Origin of the sequence: Pseudomonas knackmussii B13, assembly GCF_000689415.1 — a bacterium.
GTDB classification, from domain to species: Bacteria; Pseudomonadota; Gammaproteobacteria; order Pseudomonadales; family Pseudomonadaceae; genus Pseudomonas; species Pseudomonas knackmussii.
In genome coordinates, this window is sequence record NZ_HG322950.1 from 1,351,053 (window position 1) to 1,373,543 (window position 22,491).

The window sequence follows — 22,491 nt, forward strand, 5'->3', positions numbered from 1 at the left end:
GCTGAGTGGACAGACCAAACGAACGGGACTAGCATACGCACCTGCTACGGATTGCCTCTGCCAGCTGTTCGCGGTATGCGGAAAGCGAGTGGAGTACTTTCCTGGCTGGGTTAACCAGCCACCGAGTTCTGACTGCTTACGCCGCAAACGTAAGCGGTCAGAACTTGAATTCCATCTGAGCTTCGCTCCTCGGCAGCTTAAGCAGATCCATAACAGCGTCTGCAAAGTAATCCGCCTGCCATTCCGAGTCTTCGAGTAGTGTTGCCTGTGCTTCAGCAAAGTGGAGCAATGGGCGATGTCCTAGCACGATGTGCCCCATCTCATGCAAGAAGATCCGTACCGCTTCGGCCTTGCCACGGCACAGCTCCGTATACAGCTTGTTCGGAACGTAGATCATGCCTTTGCTAGGATCGACAGTCGCTCGGGTCGCATCGAACCACTCATCGTCTTCGATCACATCGAGATGAATACCGTGATTTTCGAGGCGAGAGACTAATTTCTCCGCTTTTCCTTTTTTGAACGATGCTTTATTGATACCAATGATCTTGCAGACGCGGTAGGCAACGTCGCTGATCAGCTCTGGCTCCAGGGCGGGGACGCGATGTCCCCGCATGCAGTAGTCTTCGTCAGTCTCAGGCGTCATGTTTGATTTTCTCCCCATAGATCTCGGAAAGCAGTGTTCCGAGCTTGGTCAGTTGCTCCTGATTAAGATCGGAATTGGCAAAGCCAGCGATCAGCATTTTGTGGTGGGCTGGCAGGCCCTCCAGCGACACAGTGTCGTTCGACTCGCACGCCATCGCTTTGAGGCGATTCACTTGGACGTCCTTTCCTTGAGCGGCGAAGTAGCTCGCGATTTTCTCTACCCACTCCATCGGTACCTTGCTGCGACCGGTTTCCATTGCACTAAGGAAGGCGGGCGATGTGCTGAGTGCGGTTGCCATATTGCTGAGTGTCAGCCCCAATTGGCGCCGATACTCTCTGACGGCGGTGCCAAATTTCGTAAGCGACATAGGTAGCTCCCTGTTGGTCCCCTGATGCTACGGTGTGACTCGCCTCTCGGCGATTCAAGTAATCTAGTTGATAACTATAATGCTTGAGGAGGTGGGCTCCGTCAAGCGCTGGAAGCGAGCGGCCTGATTAGCTCGGTGCCTTGGTTCGTGGTGTTTCCGACATCGGTGCTGACCCGATAGGCCTCGAAGTCGGTACGACTGAGCACGATTGCGCTGTGGATCTGCTCCGGGGGCGTCTCCGGCGAGAGCCAGAGCGCCCACTGCCCCGGCGCCATAATGACTGGCATCCGGTGATGGATAGCCGACACCGGCCCCTCAGCGTCGCGGGTGAGGAGGGCACAGCTCAGCATATCCTGTCCATCCGGCCGGTCCAGGTTGACCGGAGCCCGGCAATGGCCTGCACCTGGTTGTCGGCCGCGTGGTGATAGTACGGCTGGTTCACCGGCCGCCCAGCACGGGTCACCGCCGGCTCTTTCTCGTTCCATTCGTACCATCCCACCGCTGGCATCAGGCATCGCTGTATCTTGATCGCCTGGCGCCACATCAGCTTGGTCGCCGCTTCCTCGCTGCGCGCGTTGAACGAAAACGTCGGCGGGGTAGCCTTCTTCCACCAGAACGGGATCAGCCCCCAGCGGGCCGGCAGCACTTCCTGTTCTCCCGCCTCATTAAGCAGCACCATCGGCACCTGTGTGGTCGGCGCGACGTTGTAGACGCGGTTGATCCACAGCCCTGAATTCCGAGAGCCGATATGCCAGAACCGCTCCATCTCTGCCTCTTCCGGTGTCACGTACCTTCCGCACATCGTCATGCCCTCCGCTTGTCTCACGACCCGTTGTAGGAAACATCTGTAGTCTATTACTGTATTTATATACAGTTACCGGACGTTTCTCATGCTTCCTGACATAGTTGCGCGCCTGGTGGCTCGCGGGCGCCGCCTTCCTCTGTTCGCCTTCCGTGTTCCTGCTGGCTTTCCATCGCCAGCTCAGGACCACCTCGAGCGCGAAATTTCCCTCGATGAGGTCCTGCAAGTACGCGCGCCGCACACCTACCTGGTGCGAGCGGGTGGCGACAGTATGATCCGGGCAGGTATCCACGACGGAGACCTGATGGTCGTCGATCGCTCTCGCGAGGCTGAGCCGGGCGATATCGTGATCGCTGCGGTGAACGGAGAGCCAACGGTGAAGCGCCTGGCGAAGGAGGGCGGCCAGGTCATCCTGCGCGCCGAGAACCCGAAATACCCGCCGCGCTACATTCTGGAGGGCGACGAGTTACTGGTGTGGGGCGTGGTTCGATACAGCGTGCGGTGCCACGACCATGGCTGAGCGCGCGATCGCGCTGATCGATTGCAACTCGTTCTATGCCAGCTGTGAGCGCGTCTTCCGCCCGGACCTGGCCAGGACCCCCATCGTCGTGCTCTCGAATAACGATCTGATGGGTGGCTTCCGTTAGTAAATGAACTACAGTCCGCACCACCGAGAAGAGGCCTATGAGAGCTTCGGAAAGGGAGTCATTGGGTTGGTGTGTAAGGCTGTGAAATGAGGCTGGTGTTCGCAACAAAAGACCTTGTCGTAGCAGGGCGATCCTTTGAAGGCTTTCCGCTATTGATTGGCGCCGACGGTTGGCCAGTGGAGCCGGCGCAGTCTTTCCTCTGGCACACCTTGATTGAGTCTGGTGAGGCTCTAAGCCCCTTGACGTGGGAGGCCTATGGCCGGCGTCTCTTTGACTACTTCGCCTTTCTTGAAGCGAACGATCTCGCGTGGAACGAAGAGAGCCAGGCAGATGGATTGAGTGTCCTATCACGGTATCGCGACTGGTCGAGCAGTGAGCTGGAGCTAGACCCCAGCACTTTAAACAAGCGCCTGAGTCTGGTGGTGAGGTTCTACCAATGGGCCAAGCAGCGCGATCTGATCGCTGTACTGCCGTTTGGTGAGCGCAGGGTCAGGACGACACCGCATGCCGGTTTCCTCAGCCACGTAGCGCGGCCAAATACCGAGAGCAAGAAGCCTTCGGTTATGGTGCGGGAGCGTAGACGCTTGACCAAATTCCTGACCAAAGACCAGGCGAAGATTTGCCTTGCTATGGACACCGATCCAAGCCACCGGATCTTGCTCCACCTGATGGTTCGTACTGGTCTGCGCTCCTGCGAGGCACGCACCTTTCCTCAAAAGTACGTCTTCAATCCTCGGCTCAAGAAGGGGCTACGCCCTGGGCAGATGATCAGCGTCGCCCTTGACCCATCAGACATGTATCTCAAGTACAGCAGGCCTCGGACTATCGACGTGCCCTGGTCGCTGATGGAGGACATGTGGTCGTACTCACTTCATGTGCGTGAGGTGCGCAAGGCGGCCGGAAATGAGCGCGCCACCGCTCTGGTGCTTACCAAGCAAGGGAGGCAGTACTCGAAAGACTCCATCGTTGATGTGATGAAGGCATATGAGCGCAAGTGTGGCTTCTACGTCCGGGCCCACATGCTCCGCCACACCTATGGGACTTATACCCTCCGGGCGCTGAGGAAGAGCCGAGACTTCCAAGGAGAGCCTCTGCTCTATGTCCGCGACAGGATGGGGCACTCGGACGTCCAGACAACGATGGTGTACCTGCACCTAATCAACCAGCTCGAGGCCCAGTCCGTCCTCGCCCATGAAGACGAGATCGACATGATGTTCCTCACAGGAACTACTCCAAGCGCTTGAGGTAATACCATTGGCTCGCAAGAAGAACTATAAGGCCGAAATGCAATCGGTCACGAAAGGGTTTGAAGCAATTGAAGATGACCTTGTGATCCTTTTGCCAAAAAATCCACGTAAGGTTGGGAAGATTGATCACGCGCAGTATATGGGGGTAGGGTTTGACGCATGGGCCGTTCAGTGCACTCATGTCATAAGAGCGCTGTTGAACTCCGGAAATTTCTCCACTTCCACTCTAATTGGGTACTCCAGCAACGGGCTGCGCTACTTTCTGGCGTTCTTGAAAGGCGGCGCTTTAGACAGTCCCCCTTCGGTTCCGAATAGCCTGGAAAAACGGCATCTAGAGAGATTCGTCTCGTGGCTGAAGCTCAAATACCCGAACGGAACGACGGCGAAGAACTGTTACACCGCGTTTAAGTCATTGGTTATTAGTATAATTGAATATGGCTTCATTGAGGCTAGTCGCGACGATTTGCTTCCTGACATTCCATTTCCAAACAATGCGAAGACCATTGGCGACACGAAGCCTCTCACGCTTGCGGAAATGCAGCGGCTTATTTCTGCGCTAAAGGCTGATCTAATTTCAATTCACAAGAGTACCTTTGTAGGAAATGCTGCAGAAGCTATGACAGTTCTGTTCCTGATCACCGCTGCCAGGTCTGGAATTAACACCACGCCGCTGCTGGAAATGACTAGAGACGCACTGCAGCCTCATCCATTCATTCCTAATCTAAGGATACTCACCACTGTAAAGAGACGCGGCAAAGGTGCTCAGAGCAAGACTATTAGACAAACTGAGATTCATGACGAGTACAGCGCTATTCCACTGGATGGCGTGGCTGTCGTAAACAAGGCACTCACCATTTCAGCTCCTTTGGTTGAACTGGCACCAGAGGAACTTAAGTCTCACATTTGGCTTTATCGCTCAGGCCAGCCAGGCCGCGAGCACATAATCGTCAGCCTCAGTGCTGGATCTGTTTTTCAATCAACAAAAAGTATTTGCGAGCGACATTCTCTGAAGGACGATAAAGGTGAATCACTGGTCGTCAATCTAATGCGTCTTCGAAAGACGATGGAGAGCAGGCTCTGGAAGTTAAGTGGAGGAGACCTTTTAGAGGTTTCTGCTGTGATGGGGCATTCTCCAGGCGTCGCTGATAACCACTACCTGAAAATCAACGACGAGATCAAAACCGAGGGGGCCATCTTCGTTGGAGAGGCTTTCCCTGATCAGCTGCGAGGCCTCAACGTTACCCCTACGCCACCTGGAGGCTGCAAGGATAGTCTCTACGGAAGCTTGGCCCCCAAAGACGGGGTCACCCATTGCTCGAAGTTCATTCATTGCCTGACATGCCCTAGTTACGCGATTGTGGGAACTTTGGAAGACTTGTATCGGCTGTTCAGCTATCAGCAGTTTCTGCATGCTGAGATTGAGTACTTCTTAACTGATGAATGGGAGGCTTGGCGGCAGCGACAGAGCAGCATAATTGCACTTATTGATCGCTTCACTTCTCGCAAGTTCAGTCAAGCGTTAATTGGTGAGGCGAGGGCCAAGGCAGAAGAGTCTCCTCATCCCTTCTGGATCAGCAAGATCAAGCTCATGAAAAAGATCCGAGGTGATTCACTTGTCGGTTAATCGAAACTCCAAAGCTTCCCTAAAGGCATATGACGTCCTTTTTACGCAGCCTGTCACTGCCTCGGGTCTTGGTAAGTCTGAACGCGATTCGATAATCATAAGCGCCATTGTCAATGATAGTGGCGAGACTCTCGTGCTGAGTCGATTTGGAGATCCACGGTGGGATCTGCGACCGTTTTTCGATCAGTCCAATGTTGGCGAGAGCGGCAAATTCGTTAGCTGGGATACGAGCCTTCCAGTTGAGTTAATAGACGATTGCAAGTCCGTCGCGTATGCATGGTTCAAAAGAGGTCTTCCAGGATCAAAGCCGCCCGTCGCTCGCGGAATCACAACGCTTGTTGGGGCTAGTGTTATACCCTTTGTTCGTTGGCTCAGCACCCTCGGGGTTAAACGATTTTCCGATATCCGGCCTATACACATAAGCAACTACATTCACCAGTGCAAGTCAGAGTCATTGAGGCCTCTCCCTCTCTACTCGAAGCTGCGGATTGTTGACCTGCTATGGATTTTTTCTGCCGAAACAATGCATCCCCTTGAGCAATATCCGTGGGGGAGTTCTTCGCTGTGGCGAGTAAGTGGGGTTGGCGAGACACGGGGTGTTTCGGCCGCCAACAAGAACACGGGAAGAACGGATATCATTCCGCCTGATGACCAATCCAAAATATTCAACTATTGCGAGCAAGTCATTCGAGAAACCAAGGCGGATCTTGAAGCGTCAGGAGTCGAATCCTTCACCCGCCGCAGTCCAAAAACGATTCGCTGTCGGGATGCGGTGTTGTACGTCTCTTCCATTACTAGCGGCATGCGGAACGAAGAGGTAATTGGGGTTGATTCGGGGGCATGGCGGAAAGAGACCGTTGATGGCGTAACCTTCTGCTGGGTAACCACCACTGAGCATAGAACTGGAAAGGGTCGTGTCGATTACCTCGTTCCGGAACTGACTTTGGACGCGCTTGAGCTCTTGGCCAAGTGCACGACTCCAATGAGGCAAGAGCTTGAGGCTGAGGTCTATGAGCTAGAGCAGATGGCACCCTCGTCCAGATCCGCTGAGCATTTGCTCCGGTTAGAGAAGGCCCGAAAGGATTCGAAGAGGTTGTTTCTCTGTTTGAACGGATCAGGCAACAAATCTGAAAGGTTAGCGCACATTGAAGTGCTTGGACAGGCTGGCTCGAATGAGTCCTTCAAGCGCATCGCAAAAGCCGCTGGAAGTGACTGGCCGCTGCGCACTCACCAGTGCCGGCGAACCTATGCCCGTTGCTTCGTTGAGTCGCGGATGGGGCGCACCTCGCTCGTCTTCCTCAAGTGGCAGCTCAAGCACAGCAGTATGAGCATGACCCAGCTCTACGCCTCCAATCCGCTCCAGGATCTGACGCTGTTCGATGAGATCCTGCAGCAGATGACGGAGTTCAAGATCGACCTCATTGAGTCCTGGCTTGATGACCAGCCTTTGGCAGGTGGTGCCGGGAGCAAAATCGTTGAGTTGCGTGCGATTCCGGTCAAGGACAGGGCCGCCTTGCTGGCCCAAACGGCACCTCATGCGAACATTCGCGCAACCGGTCACGGATGGTGCATTGCCACTGAGCGTGGTTGCGGAGGCGCTGGGTTGTACGAGGCCACCAGGTGCCCTGGGTGCAAACACTCGGTGATCGATGAGACGTTTGCAGGCACTTGGCAAGGCATCTACTCCCAGCAACGGGAGCTAATGAAAATTGAGGACGCAGGGCCGGCAGTGAAACAGCGTGCAGAGCGCGACCTGCAGGTCGCCCTCGACGTGATCAATAGTCTTGGGTTGTCGCCGGATGACCAGGAGCTTGAGGAGGCTGTGAATGGCTAGCAAGTCGACCGAGCCGTCCAAGGGCCGCTCTCGCCCAAAGACTGCCGATGCGCTCAACAAGGTCATCGATAGGATGCTCGCCGGCAATGAGAAGCTCTCCATCTCCTCGGTCGCCAGAGCGGCAGGCGTCACCCCCGGGCTGATCCATAACACCTACCCGGCCGTGGCGGAGCGTATCCGCAGCCTCATAGGGAAATCGACGCGCGCTCAGCGTGATTCGAAGCACCAGGCGCTCATGAAGGAGAAGGATCTCAACAAAGCCCTCCGCGCAGAGAACAGCCTACTTCTGGAGGAGATCGCTCGCCTTGCCTCCGTGAATCAACGCCTCATGCTTGAGCTAGCACAGCTGAAAGGTGTTGCTCAAGGCAAGGTCATCGAGCTTGCGCCAAAACCAGGGGCAAAGTAGCTCCTGGGCATCACTCTGCAGTCCAGAGTTGATTTAGCCTGGTCGTGCAAGGGTGTACCGGACATTCTCTGACTACTCGATCAGCGGTAGCTTGACATCTCTCCGTTCGAAATCTAGTCTACCAACTAGTAGGTAGACAAACAGAGGGCATCACCATGCAGTTCAAAGGTCGCAAGCTTCTGGTAGTGGGTGGCACGAGTGGCATTGGTCTCGAAACCGCGCAGATGGTCGCCGAGCAAGGCGGTTCGGTTGTGATCGTGGGCAACCGCCCTGAGAAAGCCGAAGCTGCACGCCAACAACTGGCCGCCGTTGCCGGCGAAGACAAGGTCGTGGCCTATGCTGTAGATCTGACCGATTTCGCCAGCGTCCAAGCGCTGATCGAGAAACTGGCCGCAAGCCACAAGGACATTGATCTGATGGTCAATTCCGCGGGTATCTACTACCCGAAAGCATTCATCGAGCACTCGCTTGAGGATTACGACAACTTCCTGAATCTGAACCGCGCCATCTTCTTCCTAACCCGTCAAGTAGCGGCGGAGCTGGTAGCTCAGGGCAAACCCGGTTCGATCGTGAACGTCACCGCGGTAGCAGCCAGGCAGGCGGTCGAGGGTGTTCCGGCCTCGGCCTACTCGATGGCCAAAATTGGCCTGGACACCTTGACCACACACGCGGCAGCAGAGCTGGCCCAGCACGGTATTCGCGTCAACTCGGTCAGCCCGGGTATTGTGGAAACGAAGATCTTCGAGCGCTTCATCCCCGGCGATCAGTTGGCTGGTGCGCTGAATGACTTCAACAATTTCCACCCGCTGGGCCGTAACGGCACTCCGCGTGACGTTGCTGAGTCCATCGTGTTCCTGCTCTCCGACAAGACGTCCTGGGTGACCGGTGCTGTTTGGGACGTGGACGGTGGGGTCATGGCTGGCCGTAAGCAAGGTAAGTAAGATAACTGCGTAGTGGCCGGAATCGCTCTTTTCTGGTCGGGGCGATTACGGCAGGAGAAGTTATGGCACTGGCAACACGGGACGCGTTAATTCAAGCCGCTGAAGGGCTGATGCGCACTAAAGGGTATGCAGCGTTCAGCTATGCAGATCTTGCAGACGCGGTAGGTATTCGCAAGGCGAGCATTCACTACCACTTCCCTACAAAGGAAGACTTGGGGATCGCGATCGTCGAAGAGTACGTCTCGCGGGTGCAAGCCGAGTTCGAGCGAATCGAGATCAATCAGGCAGGTGCAGTTGAGAGGCTCAAGGCTTTCTTTGTGCTCTTCTACTCCAGCACAGAGGGTGGTCTGTTGCCATTGTGTGGTGCGCTAGCAGCTGAAATGGCTGCATTGCCCGACGGGCTTCAACGCCTGACACGACGGTTCTTTGATGTGCAGTTGTCTTGGTTGACCAGAGTGATGGACGAAGGCATTGCCGCTGGTGAGTTAGCCCGGGGGCGAGGGGCCAGAGAAAAGTCTTACTTGCTGCTCAGTATCCTTGAGGGATCGAGCTTCATCAACTGGGCCACCAGGGAAGGTGAGACTGTGAATATTGCTGTCATTCGGATGATCGCAGAGTACTGATCTCTGCCTACAACAGGGCCGATACGCGACCCGCGTCGGCCCTATTTTTGGCCGATCTTACCTATCAACTAGTAGGGTGGTAATCATGTCTAGTATGCCTAACTGGGAACAAACCATCACCGACGTCAGTGCCCGCCTGAAAGAGTTCGGCGCACATTCCCCCGACACCCTGCGTGGCGTGGCAATGCTCGGTAATGCAGGTAACAAAACCAATCGCCTTGATGCGAAGACCCGTGAGCTGATCGCACTGGCAGTTGCCGTTACCACGCGCTGCGATGGCTGCATTGCGTTCCATGCGGCAGAAGCCAGGAAGCTCGGCATTACCACCGAGGAAGTGGCGGAAGCTCTCGGCGTGGCCGTGAACCTGAACGCCGGTGCGGCAGTGGTTTACAGCACTCACGTCTTGGATGCGATGGATAGCAAATCTCAAAGCTGAGGTCCCTCCGCGGCTGATCCATAAGCATCGGAGACAGATGAGAGGAAGTTCCATGAAGAAAATTACGGTCGAGGTCTGGTCCGACTTTGTCTGTCCCTGGTGCTGGATAGCAAAGAAGCGCCTGGAGCAGGCAATTGATGCTCTCGGGGACCAGGTCGAAGTTGAAATCGTGCCACGCGCATACCGCTTGGCCAAAGGCATGAGCCCGATCCCTTTTAAAGAGGCGCTCGTACAAAAAACAGGCAGCCAGGGCCGAGCGGATGTGTTCATGAGGGCCATTCGCGGAGCTGCTTCACGTGAGGGTTTGGACTATCGATTTGACGTCATGCGCTTCGGGGACACGTCCGCGGCTCATCAGTACGTCAAGGCCATCGCCGATCCGGCGTTGCAGGTCCGCTATGTAGAGCGGCTCTATTTGGCGGGAACTACTGAGGGCAAGGACATCTTCAACGCACGAGTTCTGCGAGATCTGGCGATTGAAATAGGTGCCACCGACCTCATCGGCTTTGATTCGGCGGAGGCCGCAATCCTGAGCGATGAAACAGCAGTAAGCAGCCTCGGTACCGGCATTCCGTTGTTCGTGATCAATGGTAATCGCTACATCTCCGGCGCTCAGGAACCCGCAGTGTTTACCAAAGTGCTCCGCGCCGCGATTGAAGAGCTTTCGAGTGATGAAGAGGCAATCAGTGCAACCAGCTGTTCGATTTCTGGCTGTTCGCACTGACAGGGTTATCGCCTTCGGGTGTTTCGTTTTTTTGATTTTTTATCCACGACTTTAAGAGGTTTTGAAAATGGACAAGCTTCTCAACGGTATCGACGTCGCTGCTCTGCAAGCCTTCGCACAGGGCGTTGCTGAAGATGCATCCAAGCGTCACGCACGCTTCAACGTGAAGACCAAGTGGGAGCATCAGACCCGCACCGTAGCCACCGTGAACCGTTTTCATCTGAGTGGTAACGACTACCCGCGTGACATCAAGATTGCGGCCGACGAGCCACTGGAGCTGCTGGGAGCAAACTCTGCCCCAAACCCGCAGGAACTGCTGATTGCCGCTCTGAACGCCTGTCTCTCCGTGGGCTATGTGGTGAACGCTTCGGTCATGGGCATCACCATCCACAACCTTGAAATCGAGACCGATGGTGAGTTGGATCTGCGCGGCTTCCTGGGCCTGGACGAGAGCGTCAACCCCGGTTTCGACGAAATCAGCTACGTCGTGCGCATCCACACCGATGCACCTGTCGAGAAGGTGGAAGAGCTACACCGCATCGTCACCAAGACTTCCGTGAATCTCGCCAACTTCTCCAAGGCCATTCGCATGGTGCCAAAGCTGGAAGTCGTTGTCGGCTAAGCCAGCCGATTGATTCAGGTATTCGTTTGAAGAGGTTGAATATGAAAAAGCTGTTTTCTCCATACAATCTGGACAGTCTGGAGCTGGCCAACCGGGTAGTTATGGCACCGATGACCCGCACCCGGACGGAAAACAATGTTCCGACCGAACTGACCGCGCTGTATTACGCGCAGCGGGCCTCGGCGGGCCTGATCATCACCGAGGGCCTGCCGATCTCCGACGAGGGACGTGGCTACCTGTATACCCCGGGAATCTACACGGACGAGCAAACCCGTGCCTGGCGAGAAGTGACTGATGCAGTGCATGCCAACGGCGGCAAGATCTTCGCGCAGCTCTGGCACGTGGGCCGCATGTCCCATGTGTCGCTGCAGCCAGGAAATTCTGCGCCGGTCTCGGCGAGTGCCGAGCCAGCAGTAGGTACTACTGTTTATGCTTGGGTCGAGCCTGGTCTCCCTGGCCCGGTCGCACCGAGTGTCCCCCGTGCACTGAGCGTCGATGAGATTCGCCGTGTCACCGACGACTTCGTTGCCTCCGCCCTGCGTGCGGTCGAAGCCGGCTTCGATGGAGTCGAGCTGATGGCCGCGAATGCCTTCCTGTTCGATCAGTTCCTGAGCAGCCAGATCAACACGCGTACAGATGAATACGGCGGATCGATCGAGAATCGTCAGCGCTTCTTGCTGGAGACCGTCGATGCCATTGCAGACGCCATTGGGAGTTTCCGTGTCGGCGTGCGCATCTCGCCATTCGGTCGGCTGTACGACCTGCGTCCCTACCCTGAGGAAGAGGCTACCTGGAAGAGCGTTGCAGCTGCACTGAATGAGCGCGAGTTGGCCTTCGTCCATCTCAACTACCAGCCAACACTGGATGCAGTACCGTTCCCGGAAGGCTTCTACAAGAGCTTCCGCTCGCTCTACAAAGGCACGGTTATCGGCGCCGGTGGCTTCACCGCGGAGCTGGCAGAGGCCGAGCTGCAGAACGGCAATCATGACTTGATCGCCTTCGGCACCCCGTACATCGCAAACCCAGACTTGGTCGAGCGGATGCAGAACGGTTGGCCTCTCGCACCAAGCGATCACTCCACCTTCTACGGCGTGATCGGGGCGAAAGGCTACACCGACTATGCGCCTTACCAGGAATAACCGTTTCGGCTGATCCACAGCGTAACTCAACTACTGAAGGTGTCTGGCTATGCCACTGGTAACTGTGAAAGGTATCGAAGGGGTTTTCTCTACCGAGCAAAAGGCCGAGATCATCAGCAAGATCACCGACGCCATGGTCTCTGTCGAAGGCGAGAAAATGCGTGGTGTGACCTGGGTCGTTTTTGAGGAAGTGAAGAGCGGCGACTGGGGAATCGGCGGTGAGCCCATCACCACCGAGAAGGTACGAGCTCTTCAGAACAGCTGATGGTGAAACTGGCCCGGCCTGAGCTTTGCGCGGGTCGGGCCAGCCAGCTCATTTCTTCGGCTTGTATACCTCTTTTTTTGCGTACTGGATCAACCAGTTCCTTGTTGACTCATTCGTTCCAAGGCGCTTCCAGCGCCTGTCGCCACATGGTGAATTTTCGTGCTGATAGGCGAAAAAAGTCGAAATTTGTTAGTCGGAAAAAAGCGTTATGAATCAGTGTGTTATGACCTACTAATTGTTAGGATCATTCAGATACAACGACGGTTGCGTCATCGCGCGAAGTGCCGACGCGAAGCCGCACGTGGCCATGGGGGAGCCGTACTTCAAGATCCGCCACAAGCTGCAGCGCCTGGGCATCCTGGCGTTCTCCAGCAACTACGCCCTCTATGGCGACATGAGCCAGCGGGTCATGACCATCCTCGAGGAGATGGCGCCGGCCGTGGAGGTGTACAGCATCGACGAGTGTTTTGCCGATCTGACGGGCATTCCGGGGGACCTGGTACGCATCGGCCGAGAGATGCGCGCCCGCGTGTTGCGCTGTACCGGCATCCCAGTGGGTGTCGGCATCGGGACCTCGAAGACCCTGGCGAAGCTGGCGAACCACGGCGCGAAGAAGTGGCAGGCGCAGACCGGGGGCGTGCTCGATGTCCGCGATCCAGTGCGCCGCGATCGACTGCTGAATGCGTGCGACGTCGGCGATGTGTGGGGTGTCGGCCGACGTATGAAGGAGCACCTCAACGCCCAAGGCATCAAGACTGCCTGGGATCTCGCTCAGGCCGACGCCTGGATGCTCCGCAAGCAGTTCAACGTGGTGATCGAGAAGACTGCTCGCGAGCTCCGCGGTGTCGCATGCTTGGAGTTGGAAGAGGCTGCGCCGCCGAAGCAGGAGATCTGCTGCAGCCGGATGTTCGGCAAGCGCCTGCATGACCTGACATCGATCCGGGAGGCGGTGGCCGCCTACACGGCGCGGGCCTGCGAGAAGCTGCGTGCCCAGGGCTCTGTCTGTAAGCGGGTGCAGGTCAGCATCCGCACCGGCATGTTCAACCCGGACGAGCCGAAGTTCGCGAAGGGTGTGAGCGTGGAGTTGCCGTATCCCACCGACGACACCCGAGTAATCACCAAGGCTGCCGGCGAGGGGCTGGAGTTGATCTACCGGGCGGGCTTCGCCTTCAGCAAGGCCGAGGTGCTTCTGATGGATTTGCGACAGCCAGGTGAGTTCACTGGTGATCTGTTCGCTGAGGAACAGCCTGAGCGCGCTGGCAAGGCGATGGCAGTAATGGATGCGATCAATGCGAGATGGGGGAGGGGTACGGTTCGGCCGGGCGGGGTTCCGGTGGCGCCAGACTGGGGTATGCGACGTGAGCTGATGAGCCAGAGCTTCACCACTCGGCTGGACGATCTGTGGGTGGTGCAATAAAAAAGCCGCTGAGATCAGCGGCTTTTTGAAACTGAAATGCGTTAGGCGGGTTTTGGGGCTGGCGCGGTACGGAGGGTTCCGTTGCGGTGAGCACTGCCAATCGAGGCCAGCATTTTGTTAATGGAGTCGCGCTTAGCCTGCTGAATTTCTTTCAGGGTGGGCTTTACGGTAGCCATACCAGTAGCACTCCTTATGCTCCGGGTGGATCGGCGACATGCCGAGTTTTTCGACTGCGATACCATGGGAAATCTGACTATACCACGTGTTGAGCTTCAGATACCGCTTCACCGAATCTTCGCCTTCGGGAGCGGCAGGATGGAAATAAAGCTCATCTGCGTGCGGCGTAGCTTCGAGGAAATATCGTGTGGCTACGTACAGTCTATCAGGCATTGCTTGCCGAATCGAGACGCGCTGCCGCATTGAAAGCGACGCAGGCGGGGCGTAATTGTCGCAATCACCTAAATAGCTTTCGATTGAGACAAATTTCATCAGGTAGGCGTTGGGGCTGACAGAGTAGTCGGCATCCCCACGCACCGTGTCGTGAACCCAGGTGCGGTACTCGCTTGTCTCGACTGGATCGAACAAGGCGAAGAATCGATGACTCAGGCATACGAAGGGAATGACTGCGTTTCCGGCTTCATCATATTGAAGGAGGCCCATGGGCATCGCCTGCTCATCAATAGGGCCGAACATATCCTCTATCTGGTCTGAATCCATTCCACGCCTCCGCTCGAAGGGGGCGCATATTAGCAGTGATGATGGCCGCTATGCCATCACCGTAATGCTGGTCAGTAATGGGGCAGTATTGGGGCAATCCTCGCGCCAAACAATGCCCAGTCATGCCATTTGACGATGCTGTTTGCTCCGCGTGAAATTTCGGACGCGCCAGTGGCGACGCGGCGCGCAGCCGTTTTTAGAGATCATCCTCGTCCACAATCGGCGTGTGGAGCATTGCCAGGAGGTCCTGTCGGCGAGTTGCGGTACTCGGCGCGATCAGTCTTCGCGGGCGGTGATGCCGGGAGCAGCGGGCCTGACCCAGCGCGGCACGCTGATAGCCTTGAATTGGCTGATGCCCACTGAGCCCCGTTCGTTACGAGCCTTAGAGCCCGGCTTGGCAATCAGTGCCGCAACAGCTTCGCGTGTTGCTTCGTACATCGCGAAGGCGTTGAACTCATCATCGAGTAGCACCAGCAGCACAGTATCAAAGGGCTTTCCCAGGTCGATTGAGCCCACGCGCCCCATGGGGCGGCCTTGCTTGAGAATGCATCGCCCCTTGATCTGGAGCCGTATCAGTTTCCCGTCTCGATCTTCGGTAGCGTCATAGCCTGCTGTCCGAGCGATTTCCAGATTCAGGTTGAGAGTGCGGGCTGCTTCATACTCGGCAACCTCGCCAGTAATCCCCAGGGGTTTGCCCGTCAGCTTGTAATAGCGCCTGGCTAGCACCTTGGCGTCACTGAGGATCTGCATCACTTCCGGATTGGTCATTTCCTTACCCTTGGCGGACGCTTGCCGACTTGGCCGAAAATCAATGCTTAGGGTGTCTCAGAATCTGTCAACGGCACGATTCCTGGTTGTCACCTTCGCTGCCTCTCGGGGCTCTGTCCCGGGGCACGAGAGGCTAGAGAGAAAATATTTTTAGTTTGAGGGGAGGCGCTTATGCCTCCCGGTAGGGAGGCTCTGGTGTCTCCCATGGGAGGGCTCCACTGTCTCCCGAATAATACCTACTCCACGTACATCCCAATTTCAGTAATACCCAACATACTAATGGGGGGGAGGCGTCAGTGTCTCTGGGGGGTGGGTTGTGTCTCATAAGGCCGCTGCTCATACTTTTTCCCAACAAGCAAAACGGTGGGGTAAGGACATGGCCAAGGTGCCCGTAAAAAAAACTACGATCTCCAAGGATAAGGCGCTCCCCAAAGAACCGACAGTGGGCAGTGCCAAGTCAGTAAGCGCAGTGACTAAGGCGGGACCTAGCAAGGCCGCAGCGGAGCCTGGGGCTGCCGTCTCCGATAAGGCCGTGGCCAAGCGTTGGGGGAAGGATCTCACTGCGGGAGGCTGGGCGGCGTTGCCTAACGTAATCATCAACAATGCCGCCGAATTGGGGCTCACGCCCCTCGATATGTCGATCATCCTCAAGCTCGCATCCCATTGGTGGGAGCGGAATACCGCTCCTCATCCTAGCAAGGCAGGGATGGCGCAGGCCATCGGCGTGGATGAGCGCACGATCCAGCGACGCATCACGGCGCTCTGTAATAAAGGATACCTGGAGCGGAACCCGAGGTCCTCTACGAAGGGGGGGAGCCTGACGAATGCATATTCGCTGAAGGGCTTGATCAAGGCTGCGAGACCACTAGCGCTAGCCGAAAAGGCTCGCCTTGAGGCAAAGCGGATGGAGTCGAGTAGTCGAGCCAAAGCTGCCAAGAAAAGTGGTAGCTAAATCGTATGGCTTTGGGGGCGAGGGTAGGGGGGGGCGATGAGTAGACGTCAGCAGGCGCATCAGTATCAACTGTACCGTTCTGAAGCCAGAAAGGAGGGCATGAAAGCTGTCTCTGGCAATCCAAAAGTGATCGCAACTGGGTTGGATGTTGTTCAGGTCCATTTCACGCCGATCACTAGAGATGCCATTGATGCGTCCATGTCATGGGGAGATCACGCTAGCCTGTATCCCTGGGAGGAGGTTCCGAGCTGGAAAGACTCTGATCTGCGGGGCTTTGACCTCGCAATCTGGTTTGGCCCACAGTTATGTGGCCTCTGCTACGCAACGCCCAGGCGAAGCACCATTCGGATCAAGGTCATTCTGCTAGAGGGGAGGCCAGATCACAGCCATCCACTGCGAGGGTTTATAGCTTCTTTCTCAATGGTGGCACTTGACAAGTATGCGCGGATCATTGGCTGCACCAAGATCGAAATTCAGGACCCCGCTCCCGAAGCAGTCGCCCTCTATCAAGAGCTGGGATTTCGCTATGACCGGGATGGGCAGCTTGTTATACCGGTGTCTTCTGACTAAGATGAGGTTCTACTCAAGAGACACAAGAGGTGTCTATGAAGCCTCAAAAAGCGCCGGTACCCAAAAGGGCGTTGAAGGACACTGCTGAAGTCGCCCGTGTGGCTGCTGTTGTTACGGCAGGCCAGAACCGCTTCCTTGAGGTTGGTGTTAGCTCGGGTAAAGAATTAGAGCCTGTAGGATTGCTTGCAGGTCGAAGGGGCTGAATCGTTTTTGATCAAGAAAACCGCCGAAAGGCGGTTTTTTTTTGGGGGTGCGACTCTAGTGGCTTGGAGCAATTCGGCTGGGCATTGGTGTAGGTGTTTTGCCGTCAGTTAATGTCCAGTCAGGCGTCTAATACTTGCATCGAGCGGGACGAATTCCGCGCCTTTAGACCGGTGTTTCCTAGTGGCTCATATTAGACAGTTTTCTGTTTAATTTATTTAATTTCAACAGCTTATGTGTGTTTTATCGCTGGTGTTGCATCATCGGCGTATGGGCGGAGAGGTCGCTCTGGCTCATGGGAATGGGCGGTCCGTCTTCTATATGCAAAAGCGCCTAGTGTACGGTATCCGGCTAGCCCGCTTCAGCATCGGAGTCAGCCCATGAACATCAGCGACGAAGGGATCACCGAACTGGCCTTGCGTCTTGGCACACAGTTGCAGCGCCTGGGAGAGCGGGTCAGCACCGCGGAGTCCTGTACCGGCGGCGGCATCGCCGAGGCGATAACGCGCATTCCCGGTAGCTCGGCCTGGTTCGATGCCGGCTACGTGACCTATTCCAATGCGCAGAAGAGCGCCCAGTTAGGTGTTCCCGAGGCGCTATTCCCTTTGGTCGGTGCGGTCAGCCGAGAAGTGGTCGAAGCCATGGCCTGTGGTGCGCGGCAGCGTAGCGGTGCGCGTTTCGCTGTTTCGGTCAGCGGTATTGCTGGTCCTGATGGCGGATCGCCCGACAAGCCAGTGGGAACCGTCTGGTTGTGTTGGGCGGATGGCGAGCGCCTCTTCTCTTTGCGCTTTCATTTCGACGGTGATCGCCTCGATGTGCGTCGGCAGGCCGTGGCAACAGCTCTGGCCGGCCTGTCACGACTGGTCGTCGGGGAAAATCCCGCACAGGGGTAGGCGAGCGACTTGCCCTGTGGAATAATACTGTCTACTTATACAGTTGTTCGTGGCCCATCCCGGCCGCTCTGACTTCGCGAGGACTTCAATGGACGAGAACAAGAAGCGCGCCCTGGCTGCGGCCCTGGGACAGATCGAACGCCAATTCGGCAAGGGCGCGGTCATGCGCATGGGCGACCATGAGCGCCAGGCCATTCCGGCCATCTCCACCGGCTCGCTGGGCCTGGACATTGCGCTGGGCATCGGCGGTCTGCCGAAAGGCCGTATCGTCGAAATCTACGGCCCGGAATCCTCGGGTAAGACCACGCTGACCCTGTCTGTCATCGCCGAAGCTCAGAAGCAGGGTGCCACCTGCGCCTTCGTCGACGCCGAGCACGCGCTTGACCCGGACTACGCCGCCAAGCTGGGCGTCAATGTCGACGATCTGCTGGTCTCTCAGCCGGACACCGGCGAGCAGGCCCTGGAAATCACCGACATGCTGGTGCGTTCCAACGCGGTTGACGTGATCATCGTCGACTCCGTGGCGGCCCTGGTACCCAAGGCTGAAATCGAAGGCGAGATGGGCGATCAGCACGTTGGTCTGCAGGCCCGCCTGATGTCGCAGGCGCTGCGCAAGATCACCGGCAACATCAAGAACGCCAACTGCCTGGTCATCTTCATCAACCAGATCCGTATGAAGATCGGTGTGATGTTCGGCAACCCGGAAACCACCACCGGCGGTAACGCGCTGAAGTTCTACTCCTCGGTTCGCCTGGATATCCGTCGTACCGGCGCGGTGAAAGAAGGCGACGAGGTGGTCGGCAGCGAGACCCGCGTCAAGGTAGTGAAGAACAAGGTCGCTCCGCCGTTCCGTCAGGCCGAATTCCAGATTCTCTACGGTAAAGGCATCTACCGTACTGGCGAGATCATCGACCTGGGCGTACAGCTGGGCCTGGTGGAGAAATCCGGTGCCTGGTACAGCTACCAGGGCAGCAAGATCGGACAGGGCAAGGCCAACGCCGCCAAGTACCTGGAAGAGAACTCCGAGGTCTGCGCCGTTCTGGACAAAACCATTCGCGAACAGCTGCTGAGCAATCAGCCTGCGCCGACCAAGGCCGAGCTGGCTGCGGCCGAAGCCGCCGAGGCTGCTGAAGCCGATCTCGACTACTGATCCCGCCGATGCCGACCGTGCTCGATACGCCCGCCGCCGTTCGGCGGGCCGCCATGGACCTCCTGGCGCGTCGCGAGCACGGTCGGGCCGAGCTCGCCCGCAAGCTGCGCCAGCGTGGCGCCACTGCAGAGCTCATTGAGCCCGCCCTCGACCGCCTGGCCGAGGAGGGGTTGCTCAACGAATCCCGCTACCTGGAAGCGTTCATTGCGAGCAAGGCGCGCAGTGGCTATGGCCCGTTGCGTATTCGCGAGGAACTGGGGCAACGCGGGTTGCCACGAGGCGAGATCGAAAAGGCGTTGGCCGAAGCCGAAGTGGACTGGCGTGCGCAATTGCACGAAGTCTGGCGGCGCAAGTTTCCTCGCCTGCCGCAGGATGCCCGTGAGCGTGCTCAGCAGGGGCGATTCCTTGCTTACCGTGGGTTCTCCATGGAGGCTATCAACCGTCTGTTCAGTGGTCGTGGTGACGACTGAGCTCACGCACCACTCTGCTTTCCCGTTGAGCGCCCTCTAGCAGGCTTGCTCGCGAATGGGTTTCGGCGAGTACGCTCCTGATTCGCGGGCAATCTCGCTCCTATGAAATGCGTTTAGCTTTCAGCTCACTGAATGATGTTTTGCTGCTGCGCGACACCCGTTCGGGTGATAAGGGAAACAGGCACGAATATTTAGCCGCGGGGCAGGCCTGCTAGGTTCGTGCCTGTGAGCGTCTCGAGGCGGGCTTGTGGTGGGGCCATCCACCTGCCGATGAGGAATTTCCGCGAGCGAGAGCCACTGCTCTCGGCTCGATCGATGTCGCGGAGCGGATAGAGACGGTACTTCTCCCGGCCACGGTCGCTCCTGCGCCGTCGCTCTCTGCCCGAGCATTAAGACTCGGTGTAGTTCTCCGGTTGGTTGATGAAGTCCAGCAGTTCGCGCAGGCGGCCGTGGTCGCGGCCGTTGAAGGCGAAGGCCAGGCGGGTCAGGTGGACGAACTCCGGCTCGTCCTGCTCTGCGTCGCAACAGGGCTGCTGGTGGAAGCCGTCCCGCAGGCAGAGCTTGCCGAACTCTTCGTGCATTCGAGTCAATGCTGCGTCGTTGAGACGGTGATTCAGGCGGATGACGAAGTTTTCCTTGAGCCAGCGGCTCGAGTGGTAGTTGCTGTAGAAGCGTGCGATCTCGCCCACGGCATCGTCCACCGAATACACCGGCTTCATCAGGTGTACGTCGCTGGGCAGGATGTAGCCGTTGGCCAGCAAATGCTCCTGGATGAACTGCAGTGCACGTTCCCAGTATTGCCCTCCGGGTTGGTCGAGCAGCACTACCGGCACCAGGGGGCTCTTACCGGTCTGGATCAGGGTGAGTACTTCCAGTGCTTCGTCAAGGGTGCCGAAACCGCCAGGGCAGAGCACCAGGGCGTCGGCTTCCTTGACGAAGAACAGCTTGCGCAAGAAGAAGAAGTGGAACGACAGCAGGTGGTTGGTGCCCGCCACTGTGTGGTTGGCCTGTTGTTCGAAGGGCAGGGTGATGTTGAAGCCCAGGCTGTTTTCCGAACCCGCGCCCTCATGTGCGGCCGCCATGATGCCCCCGCCGGCACCGGTGATGACCATCATGTCGTAGTGCGCCAGCGCCCGGCCAAGTTCGCGGGCTTGGGCATACAGCGGGTGATCCGGCCGCGTGCGCGCCGAACCGAACACGGTGACTTTGCGCCGGCGTTTGAACTGCTCGAGGGTGCTGAAGGCGTGCTCCATCTCGCGCAGGGTCTGAAGCATGATCTTGGCGTCCCAGCGATTGCGGTCGGCCTGGGCCATGCGTGCGACCGTGAAAAGCATTTCCTGGTACAGCGGAAGGTTGCGGCTGTCTCCCGGTGCGGCGAGCGCCGCGAGTTCCTCGACCTTTTGCGCGAGGTCGGTGCCGCTGGTCTGGAAGTGTCTGGAAAGGAAGTCTTCGGGTTCGAAGGGCATGGGGATACTCCTTGTTGATCAACCCCGCGTTGGCGGCTCGCGCCAGTCTGACTGCCACCCATGGCAGCCAGCGATGACCCTGTTTCAGAAAGCGATCTGTTCCCCCGGTTCCGGAATGTTGGCTTGCCAGGCCAGGCGGTCGAGCAGAGCGGCTTGCAGCACGTCCATTTTCGTCCGTTCGCCATGTATCAGGTATAGCTCGGGTTTATTCTCGAAGTGGCCAACCCACTGAATCAATTGCGATTGTCCGGCGTGGGCGGAGAAGCCGCCGAGGGTGTGTACCTTGGCTTTTACGGCAATGCGCTGGCGAAGGACGCGCACTTTTTCGGCTCCCTCGACAATGTTGCGCCCCAGGGTGCCTATGGCCTGGAAGCCGGGGAAGACGATGTGGCACTCCTCGCGCCAGAGGTTGTGCTTGAGGTGGTGGACGATTCGCCCGCCGGTGCACATGCCGCTGCCGGCAATGATGATCGCGCCGCTCTTGATGCGGTTGATCGCCATGGACTCCTCGACTGACTGAGTGGTGCGCAGCGGCGGCAGCCATTCGGAGAGCTTCACCGTGCCGGTGCCGCGGATGTACTCGCGGTCGGAATCGGAGAATTCGTTGGTGTGGCGTAGGTAGATCTCATTGGCGCGCGCGGCCATGGGGCTGTCGAGGATGACCGTCTGCTGGGGCAGGCGACCTTCCTGGTAAAAGCGTCCGAGGTAGAACAGCAGGTCCTGGGTGCGACCGACGGCGAAAGCAGGAATGAGCACGTTGCCGCCGTCCTTATGTGCTTGTTCGAGGATGTCGGCAAGTTCCTGGAGGGTTTCCTGGTTGTCGCGGTGATCTCGGTCACCGTAGGTGGACTCCAGAAGCACCACGTCAGCGCGGCTTAGCGGAGTCGGTGTGCGCATCAGGGGGGAGCAGGTGTTGCCAAGGTCGCCGGAGAACGCCAGGCGGCGGCAGCGGCCCTGTTCGTGGATCTCGATCTCGACGACGGCTGACCCGAGGATGTGCCCGGCATTGTGGAAGGTCACCCGGACGCCGCGGGCGACCTCGACGGTACTGCCGTAGCTGACGCCGCGACGAAGGGACAGGGCCTTCTGCGCATCCTCCTGGGTATACAGCGGGGTGGTCGGCGGCTTGCCCAGCCGGGCGCGCCATTTGTTTTCCCACTCGGCGTCCTTCTCTTGGATGTTCGCCGAGTCCATCAGCATCAGTTCCAGCAGGTCGCAGCAGGATTCCGTGGCGTACACCGGACCTTGATAGCCCTCGCGGGCCAGGCGTGGCAGCAGGCCGCAGTGGTCGATATGGGCGTGGGAGATGACCACCGCGTCCAATGTCCGCAGATCGAACGGGAAGGGTGTTCGATTTCGCGCCTCGTCGTCGCGACGGCCCTGATGCATGCCGCACTCGAGGAGCACGCGAGCACCGTCACGGGTTTCCAGCAGATAACAGGAACCGGTGACTTCCTGCGCGGCACCGATGAATGTGAGCAGGGCCATGGGGCCTCCTTGGTCAGGGCGGGTCTTCAGAGTCGCGCGGGCCGGGGTGTGCGGCCTTGACGCAGGTCAGCACCGATCC

General features: G+C 57.7%; 23 protein-coding genes and 3 pseudogenes. 19 read left to right on the forward strand and 7 right to left on the reverse strand.

All coding sequences use genetic code 11. The features are described from left to right. Nucleotides 1-157: 157 nt before the first annotated feature. From PKB_RS06400 to PKB_RS30505, 3 genes and pseudogenes are all read right to left on the reverse strand, one after another. Nucleotides 158-643 (reverse strand): M78 family metallopeptidase domain-containing protein, encoded by a 486-nt coding sequence (locus PKB_RS06400; protein WP_043250027.1) that lies wholly within the window; start codon nucleotides 641-643, stop codon nucleotides 158-160. Continuing rightward, nucleotides 633-1,010 carry a helix-turn-helix domain-containing protein gene (locus tag PKB_RS06405; protein WP_043250029.1) on the reverse strand — a complete coding sequence of 126 codons (378 nt, stop codon included), beginning with the start codon at nucleotides 1,008-1,010 and terminating at the stop codon, nucleotides 633-635. The genes PKB_RS06400 and PKB_RS06405 overlap by 11 nt, the downstream gene beginning before the upstream one ends. Nucleotides 1,011-1,111: 101 nt before the next feature. After that, nucleotides 1,112-1,818, reverse strand: a pseudogene (locus PKB_RS30505) (SOS response-associated peptidase). Between the two features lie 82 nt (nucleotides 1,819-1,900). Between PKB_RS30505 and PKB_RS06415 the strand changes: the two are divergent. The 14 genes and pseudogenes from PKB_RS06415 to umuC form a co-directional block, all read left to right on the forward strand. Then, on the forward strand, nucleotides 1,901-2,332 hold the full coding sequence (locus PKB_RS06415; RefSeq protein WP_052355199.1) for a LexA family protein: 432 nt from the start codon (nucleotides 1,901-1,903) through the stop codon (nucleotides 2,330-2,332). Further along, nucleotides 2,325-2,438 (forward strand): annotated as a pseudogene (locus PKB_RS30305) (Y-family DNA polymerase); the annotation flags it as partial. The gene PKB_RS06415 and the pseudogene PKB_RS30305, both read left to right, overlap by 8 nt. A gap of 107 nt (nucleotides 2,439-2,545) precedes the next feature. Beyond that, nucleotides 2,546-3,703 (forward strand): tyrosine-type recombinase/integrase, encoded by a 1,158-nt coding sequence (locus PKB_RS06425; RefSeq protein WP_043250033.1) that lies wholly within the window; start codon nucleotides 2,546-2,548, stop codon nucleotides 3,701-3,703. 10 nt (nucleotides 3,704-3,713) lie between these two features. Beyond that, the gene (locus PKB_RS06430; RefSeq protein WP_043250035.1) at nucleotides 3,714-5,330 is read left to right on the forward strand and encodes a hypothetical protein; all 1,617 of its coding nucleotides are present in this window, start codon (nucleotides 3,714-3,716) and stop codon (nucleotides 5,328-5,330) included. Beyond that, nucleotides 5,311-7,164 (forward strand): site-specific integrase, encoded by a 1,854-nt coding sequence (locus PKB_RS30100; protein WP_242411213.1) that lies wholly within the window; start codon nucleotides 5,311-5,313, stop codon nucleotides 7,162-7,164. The genes PKB_RS06430 and PKB_RS30100 overlap by 20 nt, the downstream gene beginning before the upstream one ends. After that, entirely contained in the window at nucleotides 7,157-7,570 is a 414-nt protein-coding gene (locus PKB_RS06440; RefSeq protein WP_015060171.1) for a hypothetical protein, read from the forward strand. Before PKB_RS30100 ends, PKB_RS06440 begins: the two co-directional genes overlap by 8 nt. 155 nt (nucleotides 7,571-7,725) lie before the next feature. Continuing rightward, the gene (locus PKB_RS06445; protein ID WP_003125309.1) at nucleotides 7,726-8,511 is read left to right on the forward strand and encodes an SDR family NAD(P)-dependent oxidoreductase; all 786 of its coding nucleotides are present in this window, start codon (nucleotides 7,726-7,728) and stop codon (nucleotides 8,509-8,511) included. Nucleotides 8,512-8,573: 62 nt separating this feature from the next. After that, complete coding sequence (locus PKB_RS06450; RefSeq protein ID WP_015060170.1) at nucleotides 8,574-9,134, forward strand: TetR/AcrR family transcriptional regulator; 561 nt, start codon at nucleotides 8,574-8,576, stop codon at nucleotides 9,132-9,134. 94 nt (nucleotides 9,135-9,228) lie between these two features. Then, nucleotides 9,229-9,570 carry a carboxymuconolactone decarboxylase family protein gene (locus PKB_RS06455; RefSeq protein ID WP_043257013.1) on the forward strand — a complete coding sequence of 114 codons (342 nt, stop codon included), beginning with the start codon at nucleotides 9,229-9,231 and terminating at the stop codon, nucleotides 9,568-9,570. Between the two features lie 52 nt (nucleotides 9,571-9,622). Continuing rightward, nucleotides 9,623-10,294 (forward strand): DsbA family oxidoreductase, encoded by a 672-nt coding sequence (locus tag PKB_RS06460; RefSeq protein WP_016561615.1) that lies wholly within the window; start codon nucleotides 9,623-9,625, stop codon nucleotides 10,292-10,294. A 67-nt stretch (nucleotides 10,295-10,361) separates the two neighbouring features. Then, nucleotides 10,362-10,916 carry an OsmC family protein gene (locus PKB_RS06465; protein WP_003125306.1) on the forward strand — a complete coding sequence of 185 codons (555 nt, stop codon included), beginning with the start codon at nucleotides 10,362-10,364 and terminating at the stop codon, nucleotides 10,914-10,916. 41 nt (nucleotides 10,917-10,957) lie between these two features. After that, nucleotides 10,958-12,055 carry an alkene reductase gene (locus PKB_RS06470; protein ID WP_003125305.1) on the forward strand — a complete coding sequence of 366 codons (1,098 nt, stop codon included), beginning with the start codon at nucleotides 10,958-10,960 and terminating at the stop codon, nucleotides 12,053-12,055. Between the two features lie 49 nt (nucleotides 12,056-12,104). Beyond that, on the forward strand, nucleotides 12,105-12,320 hold the full coding sequence (locus PKB_RS06475) for a tautomerase family protein (RefSeq protein WP_003159697.1): 216 nt from the start codon (nucleotides 12,105-12,107) through the stop codon (nucleotides 12,318-12,320). A gap of 256 nt (nucleotides 12,321-12,576) precedes the next feature. Next, nucleotides 12,577-13,737: pseudogene (gene umuC / locus PKB_RS06480) on the forward strand (translesion error-prone DNA polymerase V subunit UmuC); the annotation flags it as partial. 132 nt (nucleotides 13,738-13,869) lie between these two features. On the opposite strand, the gene PKB_RS06485 reads toward umuC, so the two are convergent. Both PKB_RS06485 and PKB_RS06490 read right to left on the reverse strand, forming a co-directional pair. Further along, complete coding sequence (locus tag PKB_RS06485; protein ID WP_043250040.1) at nucleotides 13,870-14,454, reverse strand: hypothetical protein; 585 nt, start codon at nucleotides 14,452-14,454, stop codon at nucleotides 13,870-13,872. Between the two features lie 276 nt (nucleotides 14,455-14,730). Further along, complete coding sequence (locus PKB_RS06490; protein WP_043250042.1) at nucleotides 14,731-15,222, reverse strand: hypothetical protein; 492 nt, start codon at nucleotides 15,220-15,222, stop codon at nucleotides 14,731-14,733. A gap of 376 nt (nucleotides 15,223-15,598) precedes the next feature. Between PKB_RS06490 and PKB_RS06495 the strand changes: the two genes are divergently transcribed. The 5 genes from PKB_RS06495 to recX all read left to right on the forward strand — a co-directional run bounded on the left by PKB_RS06495 (nucleotide 15,599) and on the right by recX (nucleotide 19,458). Then, nucleotides 15,599-16,174, forward strand: coding sequence for a helix-turn-helix domain-containing protein (locus PKB_RS06495; protein ID WP_052355201.1), 576 nt, complete (start codon nucleotides 15,599-15,601; stop codon nucleotides 16,172-16,174). A 36-nt stretch (nucleotides 16,175-16,210) separates the two neighbouring features. Next, a complete protein-coding gene (locus PKB_RS06500) occupies nucleotides 16,211-16,744 on the forward strand; it encodes a hypothetical protein (protein WP_043250044.1) in 534 nt (177 codons plus the stop codon). A 581-nt stretch (nucleotides 16,745-17,325) separates the two neighbouring features. Next, the gene (locus PKB_RS06505; protein WP_043250046.1) at nucleotides 17,326-17,838 is read left to right on the forward strand and encodes a CinA family protein; all 513 of its coding nucleotides are present in this window, start codon (nucleotides 17,326-17,328) and stop codon (nucleotides 17,836-17,838) included. A gap of 88 nt (nucleotides 17,839-17,926) precedes the next feature. After that, a complete protein-coding gene (gene recA / locus PKB_RS06510; protein ID WP_043250048.1) occupies nucleotides 17,927-18,988 on the forward strand; it encodes a recombinase RecA in 1,062 nt (353 codons plus the stop codon). An 8-nt stretch (nucleotides 18,989-18,996) separates the two neighbouring features. Continuing rightward, on the forward strand, nucleotides 18,997-19,458 hold the full coding sequence (gene recX, locus PKB_RS06515) for a recombination regulator RecX (RefSeq protein ID WP_043250050.1): 462 nt from the start codon (nucleotides 18,997-18,999) through the stop codon (nucleotides 19,456-19,458). A gap of 389 nt (nucleotides 19,459-19,847) precedes the next feature. Here the strand turns inward: recX and PKB_RS06520 are convergent, their stop codons facing one another. Together PKB_RS06520 and PKB_RS06525 are read right to left on the reverse strand one after the other, a co-directional pair. Further along, the gene (locus PKB_RS06520) at nucleotides 19,848-20,924 is read right to left on the reverse strand and encodes an LOG family protein (RefSeq protein ID WP_043250052.1); all 1,077 of its coding nucleotides are present in this window, start codon (nucleotides 20,922-20,924) and stop codon (nucleotides 19,848-19,850) included. An 84-nt stretch (nucleotides 20,925-21,008) separates the two neighbouring features. Next, entirely contained in the window at nucleotides 21,009-22,412 is a 1,404-nt protein-coding gene (locus tag PKB_RS06525) for an MBL fold metallo-hydrolase RNA specificity domain-containing protein (RefSeq protein ID WP_043250054.1), read from the reverse strand. Between the last annotated feature and the right edge of the window lie 79 nt (nucleotides 22,413-22,491).